Source organism: Clostridium sp. (genome assembly GCF_050717515.1).
Lineage (GTDB): Bacteria > Bacillota > Clostridia > Clostridiales > Clostridiaceae > Clostridium_AD.
Genome location: NZ_JBOITL010000013.1, coordinates 71305 through 90622, shown reverse-complemented (window position 1 = coordinate 90622; position 19318 = coordinate 71305). Strand labels below are relative to the sequence as shown.

Sequence of the window (19318 nt, the reverse complement as noted above, 5' to 3'; positions counted from 1 at the left end):
ATTGATCTATTTTGTAGGTGCAGGACCAGGGGATGTTGATTTAATAACAGTTAAGGGAAGAAGAATTTTAGAAGCTGCAGACGTAGTTATATATGCAGGCTCTCTTGTATGGGAAGAACATTTGAAATTTTGCAAAAGTGGGTTTGAAAAATACAATAGTGCTTCAATGACTCTTGAAGAGGTTATTTCAGTAATGGTAAGCCAGCAAAACAGTGATAAAATAGTTGTAAGACTACATACTGGAGATCCATCAATTTATGGAGCAATCAGGGAGCAAATGGATGAACTTGATAAACACCATATGCAGTATAGTGTAATTCCTGGAGTGAGTTCATTTACTGCCAGTGCTGCGGCAATTAAAAAAGAATTTACTCTTCCAAATGTAAGTCAAACTGTAATAATTACTAGAATGGAAGGAAGAACACCAGTGCCACCTGAGGAGGATTTAGAAAAGCTTGCTTCGCATAAATGTTCTATGGCTATATTCCTATCAGTTCAAGATATTGAAAATGTAGTATCCAAACTTATTAAGGGTTATGGAAGCTCAGATGTTCCAGTAGCTGTTGTTTATAAAGCCACCTGGCCAGAGCAAAAAATTGTAATGGGGAAACTTTGTAATATAGCTGAAAAAGTAAAAGCTGAGGGGATAGGGAATTTTTCTCAAATTTTAGTGGGATATTTTATAGATGGAGAATATGAACGTTCATTATTATACCATCCTGGATTTACTCATGCCTTCCGAAAGGGAGTAAAATGAAAATTGCCTGTCTTTACTTTACAAGGAGTGGAGAAGCTATTGCAGAGAGAATAAAAAACTCCTCAGATTATGAAGTACATATATATTCTAAGGAAAATTACAAAATTAATCTAAACAGTATTTTTGAAGATTATGATGGAATTGTTTTTATTTCTTCCACGGGAATTGCAATTAGAATATCAGCACCCTTTATAAAAAATAAGAGTGTTGATCCTGCCATAGTTGTGGTGGATGACCTGGGAAGGTACTCAATAAGCCTTTTGTCAGGGCATATTGGTGGAGCAAATGAGCTTGCAGAGCGCATAGCAGATTGTCTTAAATGCCAAGCCATAATTACAACCGCCTCAGATGGCAGAGGAATAGAGGCCGTTGACATGTTTGCAAAAAGAAATAATCTTTTTATTGAGAGTTTTGGCGATGCAAAAAAAATAACCTCTATGATGCTTTCTGGAGAAGATATAAAGCTTCAATCTGAAATTGAAGCTAAAATAGGATATGGAAGTATTGTAGAGTATCATGAAGCAGGAGCAATATTTGTTTGTTCAAAACTCCATATTAATTATGATAAACCTAGTTGTATTTTAAGACCTAAAAATATAACAGTAGGACTAGGTTGCAGACGTGGAAAAACTATGGACGAGATAATTAATGCACTAAGGACAGTATTTATTGATAATAATTTAAGTATAAATAGTATAAAACAAATTGCAACCGTTGATGTAAAGCAGGATGAAAAAGGCATAATAGACGCTTGTCAGTATTTAAAATGTGAAATGGTGGTAATTTCAAGAGAAGCTATTAAAGTAGTTCAGGGTAAATTTAATAAAAGCGCATTTGTGGAGCAGACAATTGGTGTATCTTCCGTATGTGAGCCCTGCGCATTTATTGCTGGTGGAGAAATAATAGTCCCTAGAACTGCAATAAATGGGATTACTATTGCTATTTCTAAAGGAGGAAAATAATGGCTAAACTTTACGTAGTTGGTATTGGCCCTGGTGGTCTTGATAATCTTACATATAAGGCGGCAAATGTAATAAAAAAATGTGAAGTGGTGGTTGGATATAAATTTTACATAGAACTTGTAAAAGAGATAATAGTAGGTAAAAAAATTATTTCAACTGGTATGAAGGGCGAAATAGAAAGATGCAAATTGGCTTTGCAGGAGGTTAGAAATGGAATTGACACCTGTATTATAAGCACTGGAGATCCAGGGCTTTATGGTATGGCTGGGTTAATACTTGAGCTAGCTTATGATGTAGAAGTTGAGGTGATTCCGGGAGTTAGCGCTGCTTTTTGCGCTGCATCAGAGCTGGGAGCACCTATTATGCATGATTTTTGCACAATAAGCCTTAGTGATTTACTTACGCCTTGGGAAGTTATAGAAAAAAGGCTTGAGGCGGCGGCAAATGCTGATTTCGTAATAGCAATATATAACCCAAAGAGCAGAGGCCGGAAAACCCAAATAGAAAGAGCAATTGAAATAATAAGAAGCCATCAGAAGGGAGATATTCCAGTAGGGCTTGTTAAAAATGCAGGTAGAGAGGGCAATGATAGGAAAATAGTAACTCTTGACACTGTAGATTTTGAATTTATAGATATGATGACAGTTGTACTTATTGGCAATAGCAAAACCTATATAAAAGACGGTAAAATGATAACTCCAAGGGGGTACAACCTTTGATATGGATTATTGGAGGAACCACAGAAAGCACTATTTTAATATCTAAAATAAAGGGGTTACTTAAGTATATTATATCTGTTGCAACCTATAGTGGCAGTGAGGTAATAGAGGATGAACATGAGAATGTTGTGGTTTCGAGAATGAATTATGAAGAAATGCTAGAATTTGTAAAAACAAAACACATTGAAACTGTAATAGATATGTCACATCCTTACGCAATTGAAGTCAGTGAAAATGCACGACTTGCCTGTGAGAAGGCTAAAATTAAGTACTTAAGATTTGTACGTAAAAAAACTGAATTTGAAAATGTTGTTTATGTTAACACCATATCAGAATGTATTGAATTTTTAAAAGGAGTTCAGGGACATGTTCTATTTACAACTGGGATTAAGAATATAAAAGATTTTGAGAAGGTAAAAGATAAGCAAAGATTTATATATAGGATACTTCCAACTATATTTAGCATTCAGGAGTGTGTTAATAACAATATTAAAATGAAGGACATAATTGGGATGCTAGGACCCTTTTCTGAAGATCTTAATATGAGTTTATTTAAGGAATATAATGCGGATTATGTTGTTATGAAGGACAGTGGAAGCGTTGGGGGAACACCAGAGAAAATAGAGGCTTGTTTTAAATGTGGGATTACCCCTATAGTAATTGGACGTGGATTTGAGGATGGAATAGATGATATGGATAAATTGCTAGCCTTGATTTTATGATTGGATTAATATAAAATATATATTTCGAGAGGTTGGGTCATGATTTGGGAATAATAATAGCTTCAAGAAAAAGTAAACTAGCACAGATTCAAACTGATATTGTTATGGGTATGATATACAACAAACATAAACTAATTTGCAAAAAGCTTTTAATGGATACAAAGGGAGATAGAATACTTGATGTAAGCTTGGATAAGATAGGTGGCAAGGGCGTCTTTGTAAAGGAAATTGAAATTGCAATGCTAGAGGGACGTGCAGAAGCCGCTGTTCATAGCATGAAGGATGTGCCATACGCCATGCCAGAAGGTTTTCAAATAGTTTCAATGCCTATTCGTGAGGATGCTCGGGATGTTTATGTATCTATGAATGGTATTCCTCTTGAGGATTTACCAAAGGGTGCAAGAATTGGAACAAGTAGTCAAAGGCGTTCTGCTCAGATTATGAAACTAAGACCGGATGCTTTAATGGTACCCATAAGGGGAAATATTCAAACTAGGGTAGAAAAAATAGAAAAGGAAAACTTGGATGGCATTATACTGGCAGCAGCTGGACTAAAAAGGTGTGGCATGGAGTGCATTATAACTCAGTATCTTGATGTAGATGAGTTTGTGCCTGCAATTGGTCAAGGGGCACTTGGAATTGAAGCATTAAAGACAAGCTCCTATATTGATATATTAAAAAGCATAGAACACCTGGAAACTAGGATATGCGTGGATGCGGAGAGAAGTTTTATGAGACGATTAAATGGAGGCTGTCATTCTCCAATTGGAGCATATGCTAGAATACAAAATGAGGACATGTATATAATGGGCGTATTTGAAATAAATGGAAAATTTATTAAAAAAGATATATTGGGAAGCAAATATGATTATATAAGGCTTGGAGAATTGCTTGGTGAAAAGATAATAAATGATTAAGGGAAGGTGGTGCTTTTTATGTCAAAAGTATATTTGATTGGAGCAGGCCCTGGAGATGAAGAACTTTTAACACTTAAGGGTAAGAGAGTTCTTGGGAAGTGTGATGCAGTTTTATATGATAGGCTTGCAAATGATAGTCTTTTAAAATATTTAAATGAAGAATGCGTAATATATTACTGCGGTAAGGAACCTGGATGCCATTACAAAACCCAAGAAGAAATAAATGATATGCTTGTAAACCTAGCACGAGATGGAAAAACCGTTGGAAGAATAAAGGGAGGTGACCCATATATATTCGGTAGGGGCGGTGAGGAGGCCCTAAGACTCCAAGATGAGAAAATTGAATTTGAAGTAATTCCAGGAATTACCTCAGCTATAGCTGTTTTAAATTATGCAGGAATTCCTGTAACTCAAAGGGGAGTATCGCAGAGTTTCCACGTATTTACTGGACAAAGTGCAGAGAAATTAGATATAAACTGGAAAAGTGTAGCTGGGTTAAGTGGAACATTGATATTTTTAATGGGACTTAAAAATATAGAGATTATAACAAATTCTCTACTAGATAATAACAAGGATGCAGAGTGCCCTTGCGCTGTTATTATGAGGGGAACTACTTCAAAGCAGAAAAAAGTTGTAGGAACCCTTAGCAATATATGCAGTAAGGTAGCAGTATCGGGACTTGCATCTCCCTGCATAATTGTGGTTGGAGGAGTTGTTGATTTAAGTGAGAAACTTAATTGGTATGAAAGAAAACCTCTATTTGGGAAAAATATATGTATAACACGTTCAAAGCAGCAAAGTGAAGAGATTAGTGAAAAACTGCTTGATTTAGGAGCACAAGTAACTGCCATAAATTCAATTAAAATAGTGGATACCACAGAAAATTTAGTGAATTATATTGAAAAACTAAATTTGTATGATTATCTAGTTTTTACAAGTGTAAATGCTGTTAATTTATTTTTCAAATATTTAAAGGCTAGTGCATTTGATATTAGAAAGATAGCTGGGGAATTTTGTGCAATAGGTCCTGCTACAGCTCAGGCAATAAGAAGCATGGGAATAAACCCCTTAATTATTGCAGAGCAATTTGTTTCTGAATCTCTTCTATTAGAGATTAAAAAACATGCAAAACCTGGTGATAAAATATTAATTCCTGGGTCCAAAAATTCTAGAGCATATCTAGGAGATGAACTTAGAAAACTTAATTGCGCTGTGGATGAGGTTCCTATTTATGAAACTGTGGAGGGCACACTTCAAAATGAGCCTGCATTTGATAATGTGGATATTGTTATTTTCACAAGTCCTTCAACGGTTAAAAATATGATATCAATGCTAGGAATAAATAGAATAAGGGAAAAAGAATGTATAGCAATTGGTCCTATAACGGGCAGTGAACTCAGTAAAAATGATATTAAATATAGTGTATGCGATGAATATTCTAGTGATGGAATAATCAAAAATTTATTGCAATTAAAAGGAGAAAAAAATGATTAATAGAAGAAGAAGACTAAGAGCAAGTACAGCAATAAGGGATTTAGTAAGAGAGACAATATTAACACCTAAGGACTTTATATTACCAATATTCGTTGTAGAGGGTGAAAATATAAAAGAAGAAATTTCATCAATGCCAGGAAATTATCATTATTCAGTGGATAGACTTTATGAAATAATAAATGAGGTACAAAAGGCTGGAATTAGGGGGATTATTTTGTTTGGACTTCCTGGCACAAAGGATGAGGTTGGAACTTCCGCTTGGACAGATGATGGAATAGTTCAAAGGGGTGTAAGAAAAATAAAGGAGCTTAATAGTGAACTTTTAGTAATTACAGATATATGCATGTGTCAGTTTACAAGCCATGGACATTGTGGCATAATGGACGGATGCGTAATTGATAATGATGCAACACTTCATTATTTAGAAAAAATAGCGCTTTCCCATGCAAAAGCTGGAGCGGATATGGTAGCACCATCTGATATGATGGACGGAAGGGTTCTGGCTATTAGAAATATCTTGGATGAAAATAATTTTAAAAATGTATCAATAATGTCTTATAGTGCAAAGTATTCATCTGCATTTTATGGCCCATTTAGAGAAGCTGCTCACTCAGCGCCACAATCTGGAGATAGAAAAACCTATCAAATGGACCCAGCAAATATACGTGAGGCAATGTGCGAGATTGAGGATGATATAAAAGAGGGTGCTGATATTGTTATGATAAAGCCAGCTCTTTCATATCTTGATGTAATAAGATGGGCAAGAGATAGATTTGATGTGCCAATAGCAGCTTATAGTGTAAGTGGTGAATTTGCAATGGTTAAGGCTGCAGCTGAAAAGGGACTTATTAATGAGAAAAATATTGCAATGGAAATGTTAACATCAATAAAAAGAGCGGGTGCGCATATTATAATTACTTATTATGCAATAGATGCTTGCAGATGGCTTAAGGAAGATTAATTTTTAAGATGGAAATATAGTTATAATGCTCACTGGTCAATATAAAAATACTGACTAGTGAGCATTAAACACATAAATCTTCTGGGGGAATGCTACTATGACTAAATACTATCCAATGATGATTGATATTAAAAATAAAAAATGTTTAGTTGTTGGAGGTGGAAATGTTGCCTATAGGAAAGTTAATGAGCTTATTGAATATGGAGCTAAAGTAACGCTAGTTTCCATGGGAATTAATGAAAACATAAATTCATTAGTTGATAATAAAAGCATTATATATATTGAAGATAGTTATAAAAGCGAATATATTAAAGAGGTTTTTATAGTTATTGCAGCTACTAATGATAGGGGTATTAATTCTAAAATAGCTAAGGATTGCGAGAAAAAAGATATTCTTGTAAATGTAGTAGATGATTTAGAAAGTAGTAGGTTTATAGTTCCTGCAAAAGTTAAAAGGGGAGATCTAACAATAACAGTATCTACTAATGGTAAATGTCCCTTTTATAGCAAATTACTTAGAAAGAAGTTAGATCTTCAATTTGATGATAGCTATAGTATATTTGTAAATATATTAGGCGATTTTAGAAAAGAGCTTCTTTTAAATATAGATTCAAGTTTTAAAAGAAAAGATATAATGCTATCCTTAGATATGGAATATTATATTAAAAGGCTTAGGGAAATAGGGGAAGAGGACCTTCGAAAAGAAATGATGATATATGCTCAGGAGATAGAGAAGTGAAAAGTTAATAAGGTCCAAAATTCTTCGGGGCTTACGCCAACTTTAAATGTACATAATCAATTTAATTATAGTATGGGACACACACTTATATAAGTGTGTGTCCTTTCATTTTTTTGTAAAATTCTTAACCATATCAATAAACATCTTTTCACAGGCTGTAAAGACATGATTCTGCTTATAAATTATGATATCTTTATTAACCAATGAACTAGCAGAAGATTTTCTGAGTATCATATTCTGATGGTCTAAAACATCCTGTGGAACTTTCGATACCCACATAAAGGAACCATTAACCCTTTGTAGTAAGTCAAATTGACTTCCCCTGTCATATACATAAATTCGCTTTGAATTTAGCGGGGCGTTAGCATTCTTTTTAATTTCACTAGGCGACCGAGAAGGCACCTGAAAATCACCATGGACAATTTCTGTATAATCGCATAGGTCATAATATGGAATATCATCCATATGAGCAAGAGGATGGTGCTTTGACATAAGCAGACACAAGTCAAATTCCCAAAGTGGTTCATATTCCAAATCCGAATCCTTTAAAAAGGATAGAAAATAGTCTTCATATAGTTTTTGATAACGAATAATTCCTAAATTAGAATCTCCGTTATGCACATCATTTATTGCCCCCATAGAATTTGTTTCTTTAAAAAAAATATTTATTTCTCTTTCCTTATTTAGAGAGTTAACAAACTCAGAAAATGCCACAGAAACATAAGTTGCTCTAGGAACAGATATATTAAACTTTATGACATCCGATTCGCAAGGCTTGTACAAAGACTCTAACTCATTAACTTGAGATAGAATCGCCTTTGTATAGGATAAAAATTCAGCACCTTTTCTAGTTGGTTCAACCCCTTTAGCAGTACGCTTGAAAATAATAATTCCAATCTTCTTTTCTAAATCCTTAATAGCTCTACTTAAATTAGGTTGTCCCATAAATAGATTTTGTGCAGCTTTTGTAATAGAATTAGTTTTTTCAACTTCAACAATGTATTTTAAGTGTAATAGATTCATAGCCCTCACCCATTCATTATTAAACATATGTAATATATAAATTATACATTACCTCTTCCCAAAGTTCAATGTTACAATGGAAATATTGTTAATATTTTATCAATTTTTACAAATAATTCTTAATCGAAGTCATAAATAAACATTTTTAAAGGAGAGCATAAAATGGATATTTTAGTATGCATAGGAAGTAGTTGCCACGTTAGAGGATCTTATTCAATAATGAATGAGTTAAAGGCAATGATAACTGAAAAACATTTAGATAGTGGGGTTCATGTTAATCCTGCCTTTTGTCTTGGTTATTGCAGGGAAGGCGTAACCATAAAAGTGGATGAGCAGCTTATAACTGGAGTAACAAAAGAGAATTTAACAGAGGTTTTTGATAAATATGTTTTAAAGAAGGTTGGTTAAAATATGAGTATTTTAAAATTAAAGAAAGCAAATTGTAAAAATTGCTATAAGTGTATAAGAAATTGTCCTGTAAAATCTATTGAAGTTAAGGATCATCAGGCACAAATTCTTGAAAGAGACTGTATACTTTGTGGAAATTGTATTTTAATCTGTCCACAAGACGCTAAAGAAGTTAGAAACGATTTAGAAATTGTTAAAAATTTAGTTAGAGGAGGCACCGATATCATTGCTAGTGTTGCCCCTTCTTTTATTGCAAATTATGATGTTTCAACCTTTGAAACATTTAAAGATATACTTAAAAAATTAGGTTTTTCAGATGCCTATGAGACAGCACAAGGTGCATTTTTAGTAAAGAGTGAATATGAGAAACTCATAGCTGAAAACACTGGAAAAACAATAATCTCATCCTGTTGTCCCACAGTAGTTAAATTAATTCAAAAGCATCATCCGAGTTGTCTTGAAAATTTAGCTCCTGTTTTATCCCCTATGCAAGCTCATGGGAAGCTGATTAAAGCTAAAAATCCCAGTGTACAGGTGGTATTTATCGGGCCTTGTATTTCTAAAAAAGATGAGATTGAAAACTATCCAGGAGTAGTAGATGTGGTTTTAACCTTTGACGAGCTCAATCAGTGGCTTGAAGATGAGCAGATTAACATAACTAATATGGAGGATACCTCTTCCTTAAAATACTTATCTAGATTCTTCCCTGTAGCTGGTGGAATAATTAAAACTATGAACATAAATACAGATTATAAATACATTGCTATAGACGGCATTGATAACTGCATTGATGCACTGACTGAAATAGAAGAAGGTAACTTTGAAAATTGCTTCATCGAAATGAGTGCCTGCACGGGCAGCTGTGTTAATGGTCCTACAAGGGGTAAAAATAAATTAAATTTTATAAATGCACAAATAAAAGTGGAGGAGCTTGCTCTTAATAAGGAAACTCCCTGTGATTATGATTTAAACACAGATATGAATCTTTATAAGGAAATTAAAAGTGAAGAGATTGTTTGTTTTCCACCTAGCAAAAGTGAGATTGCAGATATACTAAAAAAAATGGGTAGAAATAATCTCAGTGATGAACTTAATTGTGGTACCTGTGGCTATAATACCTGTAGAGAAAAAGCTATTGCTGTGTACTTTGGTAAAGCCGAAATAACCATGTGTCTTCCTTATATGAGGAGCAAAGCAGAGTCCTTCTCAGATAAAATCATAAGTGCAACTCCCAATGCAATTTTAGCTGTAGATATGGATCTCCGAATTCAACATATTAATAGAGCTGCCTGTAATATTTTTGGGATTTCTAATAGTGAAGATGTTATAGGTGTACCTGTGTCAAGAGTTATGGACGAGTTTGACTTTGTTAATGTAATTTCTAATGAGGAAGGTAAAATAAGTAAAAAGGTTTATCTAGCAGAGTATGAAAAATACATAGAAGAGTTGCTAGTCTATGATAAAAATAGCCATGTAGTAATTTGCATAATGAAAGATATAACTAACAATCAGTTAAAGCGAGAGAAACTCCTAGCTTCAAGAAATAATGCAAAAAATATTGCTGACAAAATATTAGAAAAGCAAATAAGCATTGTTCACGAAATCGCTTCCTTACTTGGTGAAACTACAGCAGAAACACAAGTAGCCCTAAATGAACTTAAAAACACCATGTTTGAGGAGGATGGATATTAGTGAAAAACATATTTATGGAGTGTGGATTTGTAAGCCACAATAAACATGGTGAAAAGATTTGTGGAGATTATTATACCATGGTAAAAAAAGAGGATACCACTACTGTGGTGCTTTCTGATGGTCTTGGCAGCGGGATTAAAGCAAACATTTTAGCTACACTAACTTCGAAAATTCTAAGCACTATGATGGCTGGAAATATGTCCATTGAAGATAGTGTGTATACTGTAGCAAAGTCGCTACCTGTATGTAAGGTCAGAAATCTTGCTTATTCAACTTTTACAATATTTCAATTAATTCATTATGGTAATAATGCTTATTTAGCTCAATTTGATAATCCCAGTGTAATTTTAATAAGGGAAGGTAAAAATTATCCCTACTGCTCCACCTGTAAGATCATAGGTGAAAAAGAAATCTATGAAAGCAACATAAAACTTCAATCTTCCGATATGGTTATTTTACTTACAGATGGCATTACCAGTGCTGGACTTGGACGAGTTACTACAAATGGTTGGCCGCGAGATGAAATTATTAAATTTATAGAGCTATGGTATACCCCGAATATGTCACCTCAGAGAATGGCCTCTACTATCGCTGATGCCTGCCTGGATTTATCTCTTGGCACTCCTCAGGATGATTCAACGGTTGCAGTATTTAAGATAAGAAAAAGACAGGTAGTAAACCTTATCATAGGTCCTCCTGAGAAAAAAGAGGAGGATAACATAATATTAAAGCTCTTCTTTTCTAAAGCTGGTAAAAAGATAGTTTGCGGTGGAAGTACCTCAAAAATGGTTAGTAACTATTTAAACAAACCTATAAAGGTAGCTAACAGTTCTCTGGATGAAGAAATACCTGCCACTTCAAGTATAGAGGGTGTGGATTTAGTTACTGAAGGAGTTATTACCCTTGGCCGAGTAGTAGAGCTAGGTAGAAAGTACTTAGAAAATAGTAAAATATCCTTAGATTTAGAGAATAAGACTGATGGTGCTTCCCAACTTGCAAAGTTACTTTTTGAGGAAGCTACAGATGTAAATTTCTTTATTGGTAAAGCAATTAATCCTGGTCATGAAATAGATGGAATGAAGATTAACGCATCAATTAAAATGAGTTTTATAAGAGAAATTGAGAGCATTTTAATTGAAATGGATAAAAAAGTTAAATTGAGTTTATGTTAGGAGGTAAAACCATGAGATTATTTGATACTAATGTTCAAGAACTTAAATATGAGGTATTAAAGGAGGTTGCAAAACTTGCTTTTGAGGATAATTTACAATATGGAATACTAGATATACCTGAGAAAATTGTGCCTGGCCCAGAGGCTACTATGCGTTGCTGTATTTATAAAGAACGTGCTATTTTAAATGAACGTGTAAAGATTGCTATGGGTGGAAATAAAAATAACCCCAATGTAATAGAGGTTTTAGATATTGCTTGTGATGAGTGTCCAGTTACTCAATTTTCTGTTGGACCTGCTTGCAGAGGCTGTATTGCTCATAGATGCGAAAATGCTTGCCCAAGAGGTGCTATTTCCTTCGCCCTTCATAAGGCAGTTATAGATCAAAAAAAATGTGTTAGTTGTGGAAAATGTTTAAATGCTTGCCAATATAGTGCAATTATAAAGAATGTTCGCCCCTGTGAAAATGCCTGCACATCCCATGCTATTTCTATGGATGAACATAAAAAAGCTCATATTGATGAGTCCAAATGTATTGCCTGTGGTGCTTGTGTATATCAATGCCCCTTTGGTGCTGTTACTGATAAATCCTATATACTAGATGCCATAAAGCTTCTCCGTGAAAACAATGGTGAGAATAAAGTTTATGCTGTTATTGCCCCCTCTATTACAGGACAATTTAAAAATGCTAAGATAGGTCAAGTAGTTTCTGGACTTAAACAGTTAGGCTTTTACAATGTTGTAGAGGCAGCCCTTGGTGCGGACATGGTAGCCCACAAAGAAGCTAAAGAACTTGTAGAAAAAGGATTCTTAACTAGTTCTTGTTGTCCTGCCTTTGTATCCTACATTGAGAAAAATTTTCCTGATTTAAAGGAGCATATCTCTCACAATCTATCGCCAATGGCTGAAATAGCAAAATATATTAAAAGAGTTCAACCGGGTAGTAAGGTGATATTTATTGGACCTTGCACTGCAAAGAAAGCTGAAGTTAAAAAGGAAAGCGTTAAACAATATGTAGATGTGGTCTTAACCTTTGAAGAACTTCAAGCACTATTCGATAGTAGAGATATTAATCTTTCAAGTTTAGCAAATGATGTGCTAGATAATGCATCATACTTTGGAAGAATTTTTGCAAGAAGTGGTGGTCTGTCAGATGCGGTAGCAGAAGCCTTAAAAGAACAAGGAGTAACAGATTTTAAAGCCTTGCCTATTTCTTGTAGTGGTATTGAAGAATGCAAAATGGCCCTTTTAAAAGCTAGTAAAGGGGTTTTGAAGGAAAACTTTATTGAAGGCATGGCCTGCAACGATGGTTGCATAGGAGGTGCTGCCTGCTTAACCCACAATCCTAAAGATAGGAAATTAGTTGATGACTATGGCAAAGAGGCTATGGAGAAGACAATAAAGGATGCAATTGAAATTTTAAACTTTATTTAAATCTCTAATGACTAAAAGTCATAAACATAGGATTGTTTTGAAAGTGTTTTGTGATGGAATATACTTTTAAAACAGTCCTATTTTACAAGTTTATTTAATTGGTAATATCAACAATTCACTTAAATTATATTTATTTAAGTTTTAAAACCATAACCTCTTCTTCATCCTCAACTTCACCTGTAAATTCAAAGCCAAGACTCTTATATAAACCTTTAGCTCGTGCATTTTCAGGTACTTCGCTAAGATACACCTCATTATAATTGTAATTATCCCTAATATGTTCAATGATTTTGGACATTGACTTCTTGCCATACCCTTTTCCTTGGAACTTTTCATCAATCATAAACCTGCAAATCCAAAATTCATCCTCCAGCTTTTTGTCCTCATCCTCATCTATTCCAAACATAACAAATCCAATCATAGTTTCATCATCATAAATACACATAGGTATGCAGTCAGCTTCATATTTTGATTGTGCTAAAGAAAATGAATTAGATGCTACAAAATGTTTCTGAGCTTCTGATACCTTTAAATCCACACAATCCATCCAGTTATCAGAATTTACTTCTTTTAGTAAAATATTCATATAAAATCCCCCTATGGTTCATTTAATATCTTGAATTTCGTTAGAAAATCAAGATATTATTTTAGTTTTTGGTATATATACATTTTACACTATTGTACATGTAAAATATATGATTAAATTAATTAATATTGATTAAATTTAAATATTTTCCATAAAATAATATTTCCTTAAAGTTATTTTATGTTAAGTTTTTTTTAATAACCTCGATAATATGGATGATGAGTGTAAATATTAAACATGGAATTTATATATGAATTATTTTAAACAATAGGGGGGGATTTAATTTGAAAAACAAAATTATATGTTCAGTTGTTGTTGCTTTAGTGATAGCAGGAACATCATCATTTTCAGTTTTTGCTACAATGTCTAATGGTACTGTTGTAATTGGAAACAAATTCTTCGACTTAGCTTATGCTAATGACATCGCAAATCGCACAGAAATCACCAATGCAATAGTTCAAGGTGGAGCAATTTATGTTAAAGATTTTTCAGGAAATTGGATAGATAATAATACAGGTAAAATTGTACAAGCAAGTGTTATTCCTGGCGAAGACTTAAATGAAACAACAACGGAGTTGGATATAATAAAAGATAAAAGTATTTACAATTTTAATATGAAAGATAATACTGGATTAAATTATTCAGTAAATATATTTAGTGATGATAACCAGATAGTAAAAGCATCAATTGACCCTATTATAGATGAAATCGGTTTTTGGCCCGGTGCAAATGAAGGAGACCAATTAAGCATAGGTCATTATAAAATAGCGGTATCAAAAGATGGTGAAACTGATCCGAAAATATATGATGTTAGTAACAATGAAAAACTAGTATTAAATTTAAATAAAAATAGTAAACTAATTAGAGTTCATAAAAATATACAAGAGGGTCAACCAGATTTTCTATTAATTGGTACACCAAGCACAGTTTATAATAATTATTCAGATATAAAGATCTATTATATAAAGGATGGAATACTTAAATTGGCAAACTTTAGTGGTGAAAATCATACCTCTGTTATTACTAATTCTCTACCCACTTTCTTTAATCAACTAGAAAACAATGTCTTCGAAACATCTATTTATAACAATTCAATTTTAGGTGGCGAGGAATTTGGTTACTATATGGCATCTCAAAAATTTGATTTAGGTAGTGGCGTATTTACTTATTTAAGTAGCAGATTTATGAGTAGGGATGATTATTTTAATTATTCAAATAAAGAAGACATTGTTTACGATACAGTTATTACATTTCCAGATACTAATTTAGAACAAGTAATAAGAGAAATAATAAATAAACCTACAGGAAACATTTACAAAAGTGATGTTGAGAAAATAACTGAAATAAGTGGAGAATCTAAAGAGATAAAAGATATTAGTGGACTTCAATATTTAACTAATTTACAATCTCTTGATTTAGCCTGCAATTTTATCACTGATATATCCCCATTGAAAAATTTAATTAAATTGAAAGATATTTTTTTATATCAGAATAATGTAAAAGATATAACTCCATTAGGAAATTTAACTAAGCTAGAGAGTCTAAATTTAGAATTCAATGAAACTAGTGATATAACTCCATTGAGAGATTTGATTAATTTACAATCACTTTATCTAATTGATAATAATGTGAAGGATATAAGTCCATTAAAAAACATGACAAAATTGAGCGAACTTTTTTTACAGGGTAATCAAATTACTGATATAAACACATTAAAGAGCTTAATCAATTTAAAGCAGGTTTATTTATCAGATAATCCAATTACGGATATAAGTACTTTAAAAAGTATGATTAATTTAGATTCGCTTGATTTGGATAATATTCAAACTAATGATATAAGTGCATTAAAAGATTTGACTAATCTAACAATACTTTCACTAGAGTTTAATAAAATTAGTGATATAAGTACATTAGAAGGTCTAACAAATTTACAGGCTCTTTATTTAAGGGATAACCAAATTAAAAATATAGATGCACTTAAAGGCCTAACTAAGTTAGATACACTTTACTTAGACAATAATCAAATCAGTGATTATACGCCAGTAGAATCTTATTATAACAATTTAATTAATCCTGATTTTAATTTGGATATAAATGGCGATGATTAGGTAGGTATATGTAAAGTTTTTTACGGTGAATAGTTTTAAATTTGGACCAAAAGAAAAACCCATCTGCACCAGATGGGTTTTTAATATTACTTAGAATGTTATACAACTTATTTTTAAAATAGTTTTAAATACTCTCCATACCCTTCTTCTTCAAGTTTATTAGTAGGTATAAACTTCAATGCAGCACTATTTATGCAATATCTTAATCCACCTTTTTCACTTGGACCATCGGTGAATAAATGTCCTAAATGGCTATCACCATATTTGCTTCTTACTTCTGTTCTTATCATTCCATGGGTTACATCCTTATTTTCTTTCACATGTTCTTCCACTACTGGCTTTGTAAAACTAGGCCAACCGCAACCTGAATCAAATTTATCTAGAGAGGTAAATAATGGCTCTCCACTATTGATATCTACATAAATTCCTTCTTCACTTTTATTCCAATATTCATTATCAAAAGATTTTTCTGTGCTATTTTCCTGGCTTACTTCAAATTGAGTAGGAGATAGCGTCTTTTTTAGTTCTTCTTTACTTTTTTTAGTATAAATTTTTTTATCCGTAAAAATGCCTCCTTTAAATCATTATAAAAAATGTAAAAATATAATTTAACAGTAAATTATAGGTTGTATTTTTCTAATATACCTTCAATAAAGCTTCCATTCTCATAGAATAATTCACCGTCAGCATAAATCTTTCCACCATTTCTCATATCACAAAGCATATCCCAATGTAGAATGGATCTGTTTAATCCACCTGCTGCAGGCATTGAGTCTCCAATTGCCAAATGCACAGTTCCGCCTATTTTTTCATCAAAGAGCATGTTTTTTGTGAAATTTTTAATACCATAGTTAGTCCCTATAGCTACCTCTCCAAATCTGCAGGCTCCTTCATCAGTTTCAAGAAGTGATTTAAGCAAGTCTTCGCCTTTTGCGGCTGTTGCCTTAACCACTTTTCCACTTTTAACCTCGAGAACTATTCCTTCAATTTCTTTGCCCATATATATTCCTGGGAAGCTAAAGGTGATTACACCATCAACTCCATCTTCAACAGGGGAGGTAAATATCTCTCCGTCTGGGAAGTTTACTCTGCCATCACAGTTTATCCATTTCCTTCCTGAGACATTTACTTTGATATCGGTTCCCTCAGAAATAAACTGTAGGCCTTTTTTAGTATCCAGGTATTTAACCCATCTTTCTTGCTCTGCACTTACTCTTTTCCATTCGGCTACAGGATCCTGCGCATGGAGTAGTCCTGCGCCGTAAACAAAATCTTCGTAATCGCTAAGGCTCATGTTGGCTTCTTGTGCATCTGCATAGGTAGGGAATTGTGTACCACACCACCTCAAGGAGCCATTGCCCATTTTTTCGGAATATATTTTTCTCCAACTAGCTGCTCCTTTGGAGGAGAGTTTAAGTTTATCTGCATCGATTCTTGAATTTGTCTTTGTGTTTCTATTACCCCAGGCAGAAAGCCACACATCAGCTTTTTCAAGCATAGTTTTAAAAAGTATATTTTCCGCAAGAAGCTGCTCTTCACTACTGTATTTAAGCTTTACTTCTGATACTTCCTGTGAAGAAAGTAGGGTTTCTACACGAGCACCTGCCTTCACAGCTTCCTTTACTACTTCTACCATCCAAGGCGTCGCAACTTCATCACAGGATATGAATACAAAATCACCTGGTTTTACCTGGGTAGAATAATTTACAAGTAGTTTTGCAAGTTTGTTAAGTCTTTGATCAGCCATTTATAATTTCTCCTTTCGTTGTTAGCACGGGAAACTAAGAATGTTTATTATTTTTGAAGTAACCCGTTTAAAAATATTTATATAAACATGTTACCAAATGTTTAAGCAATACTCTAGTTAAATTTTCTTGTGGAGCTTAAAAATTCAAAACTATCCAAGATGTGGATCTAAAAAGTTATATCCTTAATGTTATTTTTTATATCAAGTACAATTTCTTCAATTATATCTTTGATTTGCAGATTTCTTGTGCCTGGTATATAAATGCCATGTTTTTGTAGTGGAAGTATATATTTAGTACAATCCATATTAAATATGGAGCTAGAAATCATGGGAGTAATTTCTCCGTTTATACCACCACTACATATTATCCCAATTGGACCGATGATACTATCAACTTTATTTGTCCTACAAAATGAGCAAATTGAACTCTCTCCACTTATGCTAACATTTGCACCAGCTTTTACCATATTTGAAGCAGCAAATGTATTTGTACCAAGGGCAATAATGTAAACATCAAGGTCAATTTCTTTACGAATTTTTTTGATGATTGTTTGCCCAAGCCCTGCACCTTGTGCGTCTATTATAGCGATTTTCATGGTAATACCTCCAAAAAATAAAAATTATAATATAGTATATAAACATTATTATACTATATTATAAATTTTTTTTCTGTTTTTAGTCCAAACAAAATTACAACATTGATAGAAATATATATTGATTATCATATACTGTATCTACTGAAATAGAATTTTTTATAATAATAAGGTAATAATATAGTATAGTAAGCAAAAAAATTATATAAGGAGATAGATTATGAACTATTTAGACAAATTAGCAAAAACCATTGAGTTTAATGGAAAAAAACAAAAGTTTAGCAGTCATAAAAGTTTTTGGGCTTTAGCAGGATTAGGTGTTGTAATTGGAGGTGCTGTTGTAGTTTTATTTACTAAAAATCATTGTAGAGAAATAAAAAATGTTATTACTGACAATCTAGAAGATAATGCTGGAGATATAGATAAGGATATTGATGAAAGTGTAAATATAGTTGAAGATATAAATATTAATAGAGCTGAAATTAAAGAGACTTTGAAAAAGGTGGGTGAGAAATCCATAGGTGATGTTGGTGTCGCAATAGAGCATGCACTAGAAGATGATTACAATGAGAAAAAAAGTGAGAATGAGGATTAATTAAAATGACATAATAATTATTATACACCATATTTTAGGGAAGATAGTGATAAAAATGTAACTATGAATTTAAATAGAATTTGTTACAGTTTCAAAGGGACAGACATTTTAGTCTGTCTCTTTATGTTTTTTGAATATGTATTGACATAAGAATTTTATGGGAATATAATATACTTCGTAAGCGAAATATACGTATGCGAAATATATTTTAAGGAGATGTTGGAGTGAAAACATTAAATGAGAGTATAGAAGTTGCAAAACTGTTTCAAGAGGTTATGCAGCTATTTAGACATAACACCAGTAAAATCCTTTGTGAGACAGGTATTTCTGCACCTCAAGGCATGGTACTCGGACTTTTAAGTAAAAAAAAGAAGATGAAGATAACAGAACTTAGCCATGAGCTTTGTTTATCCAATAGTACTGTATCAGGAATTGTGGATAGGCTGGAGAAGCAGGAAATGGTAGCACGAGAAAGAAGTGAAAGTGATAAGAGGGTAGTTTATGTAAGCATATCACCAAAATTTAATGACATGCATGAAACTTTTAAAAAGCAGTTTGAAAAAAACATTCAAAATACAATGAGTAGAGGAAGCGAAGAGGAACTTCATAAAATTTTTGAAGGGCTAAGTACACTTAAGAAACTTTTAAGCGACCAAGAAAATAGACAATAACAATGAATGGAGATGATAT

Annotated in this window: 20 protein-coding genes; 15 read left to right on the top strand and 5 right to left on the bottom strand. The window is 32.9% G+C overall.

The window, feature by feature from the left end; genetic code table 11:
* Position 1: 1 nt before the first annotated feature.
* The 8 genes from cobM to ACREV6_RS03695 all read left to right on the top strand — a co-directional run bounded on the left by cobM (position 2) and on the right by ACREV6_RS03695 (position 7271).
* Positions 2 to 757, top strand: coding sequence for a precorrin-4 C(11)-methyltransferase (cobM, locus tag ACREV6_RS03730; protein ID WP_431576674.1), 756 nt, complete (start codon positions 2 to 4; stop codon positions 755 to 757).
* Complete coding sequence (gene cbiG / locus ACREV6_RS03725) at positions 754 to 1719, top strand: cobalt-precorrin 5A hydrolase (protein WP_431576673.1); 966 nt, start codon at positions 754 to 756, stop codon at positions 1717 to 1719. Before cobM ends, cbiG begins: the two co-directional genes overlap by 4 nt.
* Positions 1719 to 2438, top strand: coding sequence for a precorrin-3B C(17)-methyltransferase (cobJ, locus tag ACREV6_RS03720; protein ID WP_431576672.1), 720 nt, complete (start codon positions 1719 to 1721; stop codon positions 2436 to 2438). The genes cbiG and cobJ overlap by 1 nt, the downstream gene beginning before the upstream one ends.
* Complete coding sequence (gene cobK / locus ACREV6_RS03715; protein ID WP_431576671.1) at positions 2435 to 3160, top strand: precorrin-6A reductase; 726 nt, start codon at positions 2435 to 2437, stop codon at positions 3158 to 3160. The genes cobJ and cobK overlap by 4 nt, the downstream gene beginning before the upstream one ends.
* 44 nt (positions 3161 to 3204) lie before the next feature.
* Positions 3205 to 4077, top strand: a complete 873-nt coding sequence (hemC, locus tag ACREV6_RS03710; protein ID WP_431576670.1) for a hydroxymethylbilane synthase — start codon at positions 3205 to 3207, stop codon at positions 4075 to 4077.
* Between the two features lie 18 nt (positions 4078 to 4095).
* On the top strand, positions 4096 to 5571 hold the full coding sequence (gene cobA / locus ACREV6_RS03705; protein WP_431576669.1) for a uroporphyrinogen-III C-methyltransferase: 1476 nt from the start codon (positions 4096 to 4098) through the stop codon (positions 5569 to 5571).
* Complete coding sequence (gene hemB, locus ACREV6_RS03700; RefSeq protein WP_431576668.1) at positions 5564 to 6532, top strand: porphobilinogen synthase; 969 nt, start codon at positions 5564 to 5566, stop codon at positions 6530 to 6532. The genes cobA and hemB overlap by 8 nt, the downstream gene beginning before the upstream one ends.
* A gap of 97 nt (positions 6533 to 6629) precedes the next feature.
* On the top strand, positions 6630 to 7271 hold the full coding sequence (locus ACREV6_RS03695) for a precorrin-2 dehydrogenase/sirohydrochlorin ferrochelatase family protein (RefSeq protein WP_431576667.1): 642 nt from the start codon (positions 6630 to 6632) through the stop codon (positions 7269 to 7271).
* 105 nt (positions 7272 to 7376) lie between these two features.
* Here ACREV6_RS03695 and ACREV6_RS03690 read toward each other — a convergent pair whose 3' ends face one another.
* Positions 7377 to 8321, bottom strand: a complete 945-nt coding sequence (locus ACREV6_RS03690; RefSeq protein ID WP_431576666.1) for a LysR family transcriptional regulator — start codon at positions 8319 to 8321, stop codon at positions 7377 to 7379.
* A 135-nt stretch (positions 8322 to 8456) separates the two neighbouring features.
* Here ACREV6_RS03690 and ACREV6_RS03685 point away from each other — a divergent pair, with 135 nt between their 5' ends.
* From ACREV6_RS03685 to ACREV6_RS03670, 4 genes are read left to right on the top strand one after another with little or no spacing between them, the layout of a single operon-like run.
* On the top strand, positions 8457 to 8702 hold the full coding sequence (locus ACREV6_RS03685; RefSeq protein WP_431576665.1) for a (2Fe-2S) ferredoxin domain-containing protein: 246 nt from the start codon (positions 8457 to 8459) through the stop codon (positions 8700 to 8702).
* Positions 8703 to 8705: 3 nt separating this feature from the next.
* Positions 8706 to 10394 carry a [Fe-Fe] hydrogenase large subunit C-terminal domain-containing protein gene (locus ACREV6_RS03680; protein WP_431576664.1) on the top strand — a complete coding sequence of 563 codons (1689 nt, stop codon included), beginning with the start codon at positions 8706 to 8708 and terminating at the stop codon, positions 10392 to 10394.
* Positions 10394 to 11566 carry a SpoIIE family protein phosphatase gene (locus tag ACREV6_RS03675; RefSeq protein WP_431576663.1) on the top strand — a complete coding sequence of 391 codons (1173 nt, stop codon included), beginning with the start codon at positions 10394 to 10396 and terminating at the stop codon, positions 11564 to 11566. The genes ACREV6_RS03680 and ACREV6_RS03675 overlap by 1 nt, the downstream gene beginning before the upstream one ends.
* Positions 11567 to 11577: 11 nt before the next feature.
* Entirely contained in the window at positions 11578 to 12999 is a 1422-nt protein-coding gene (locus tag ACREV6_RS03670; protein ID WP_431576662.1) for a 4Fe-4S dicluster domain-containing protein, read from the top strand.
* 130 nt (positions 13000 to 13129) lie between these two features.
* Here the strand turns inward: ACREV6_RS03670 and ACREV6_RS03665 are convergent, their stop codons facing one another.
* Positions 13130 to 13585: a GNAT family N-acetyltransferase gene (locus ACREV6_RS03665; RefSeq protein WP_431576661.1), complete on the bottom strand. Its 456-nt coding sequence runs from the start codon at positions 13583 to 13585 to the stop codon at positions 13130 to 13132.
* 284 nt (positions 13586 to 13869) lie between these two features.
* On the opposite strand from ACREV6_RS03665, the gene ACREV6_RS03660 reads away from it, so the two are divergent.
* Positions 13870 to 15693 carry a leucine-rich repeat domain-containing protein gene (locus tag ACREV6_RS03660; protein ID WP_431576660.1) on the top strand — a complete coding sequence of 608 codons (1824 nt, stop codon included), beginning with the start codon at positions 13870 to 13872 and terminating at the stop codon, positions 15691 to 15693.
* A 113-nt stretch (positions 15694 to 15806) separates the two neighbouring features.
* Here ACREV6_RS03660 and msrB read toward each other — a convergent pair whose 3' ends face one another.
* The 3 genes from msrB to ACREV6_RS03645 all read right to left on the bottom strand — a co-directional run bounded on the left by msrB (position 15807) and on the right by ACREV6_RS03645 (position 18036).
* A complete protein-coding gene (gene msrB / locus ACREV6_RS03655) occupies positions 15807 to 16244 on the bottom strand; it encodes a peptide-methionine (R)-S-oxide reductase MsrB (RefSeq protein WP_431576803.1) in 438 nt (145 codons plus the stop codon).
* Between the two features lie 68 nt (positions 16245 to 16312).
* A complete protein-coding gene (locus ACREV6_RS03650) occupies positions 16313 to 17440 on the bottom strand; it encodes an aminopeptidase (protein WP_431576659.1) in 1128 nt (375 codons plus the stop codon).
* A 167-nt stretch (positions 17441 to 17607) separates the two neighbouring features.
* On the bottom strand, positions 17608 to 18036 hold the full coding sequence (locus ACREV6_RS03645) for a DUF3842 family protein (protein ID WP_431576658.1): 429 nt from the start codon (positions 18034 to 18036) through the stop codon (positions 17608 to 17610).
* A gap of 217 nt (positions 18037 to 18253) precedes the next feature.
* Here ACREV6_RS03645 and ACREV6_RS03640 point away from each other — a divergent pair, with 217 nt between their 5' ends.
* Positions 18254 to 18628: a hypothetical protein gene (locus tag ACREV6_RS03640; protein WP_431576657.1), complete on the top strand. Its 375-nt coding sequence runs from the start codon at positions 18254 to 18256 to the stop codon at positions 18626 to 18628.
* 224 nt (positions 18629 to 18852) lie between these two features.
* Entirely contained in the window at positions 18853 to 19299 is a 447-nt protein-coding gene (locus tag ACREV6_RS03635; protein WP_431576656.1) for a MarR family winged helix-turn-helix transcriptional regulator, read from the top strand.
* Positions 19300 to 19318 lie beyond the last annotated feature (19 nt).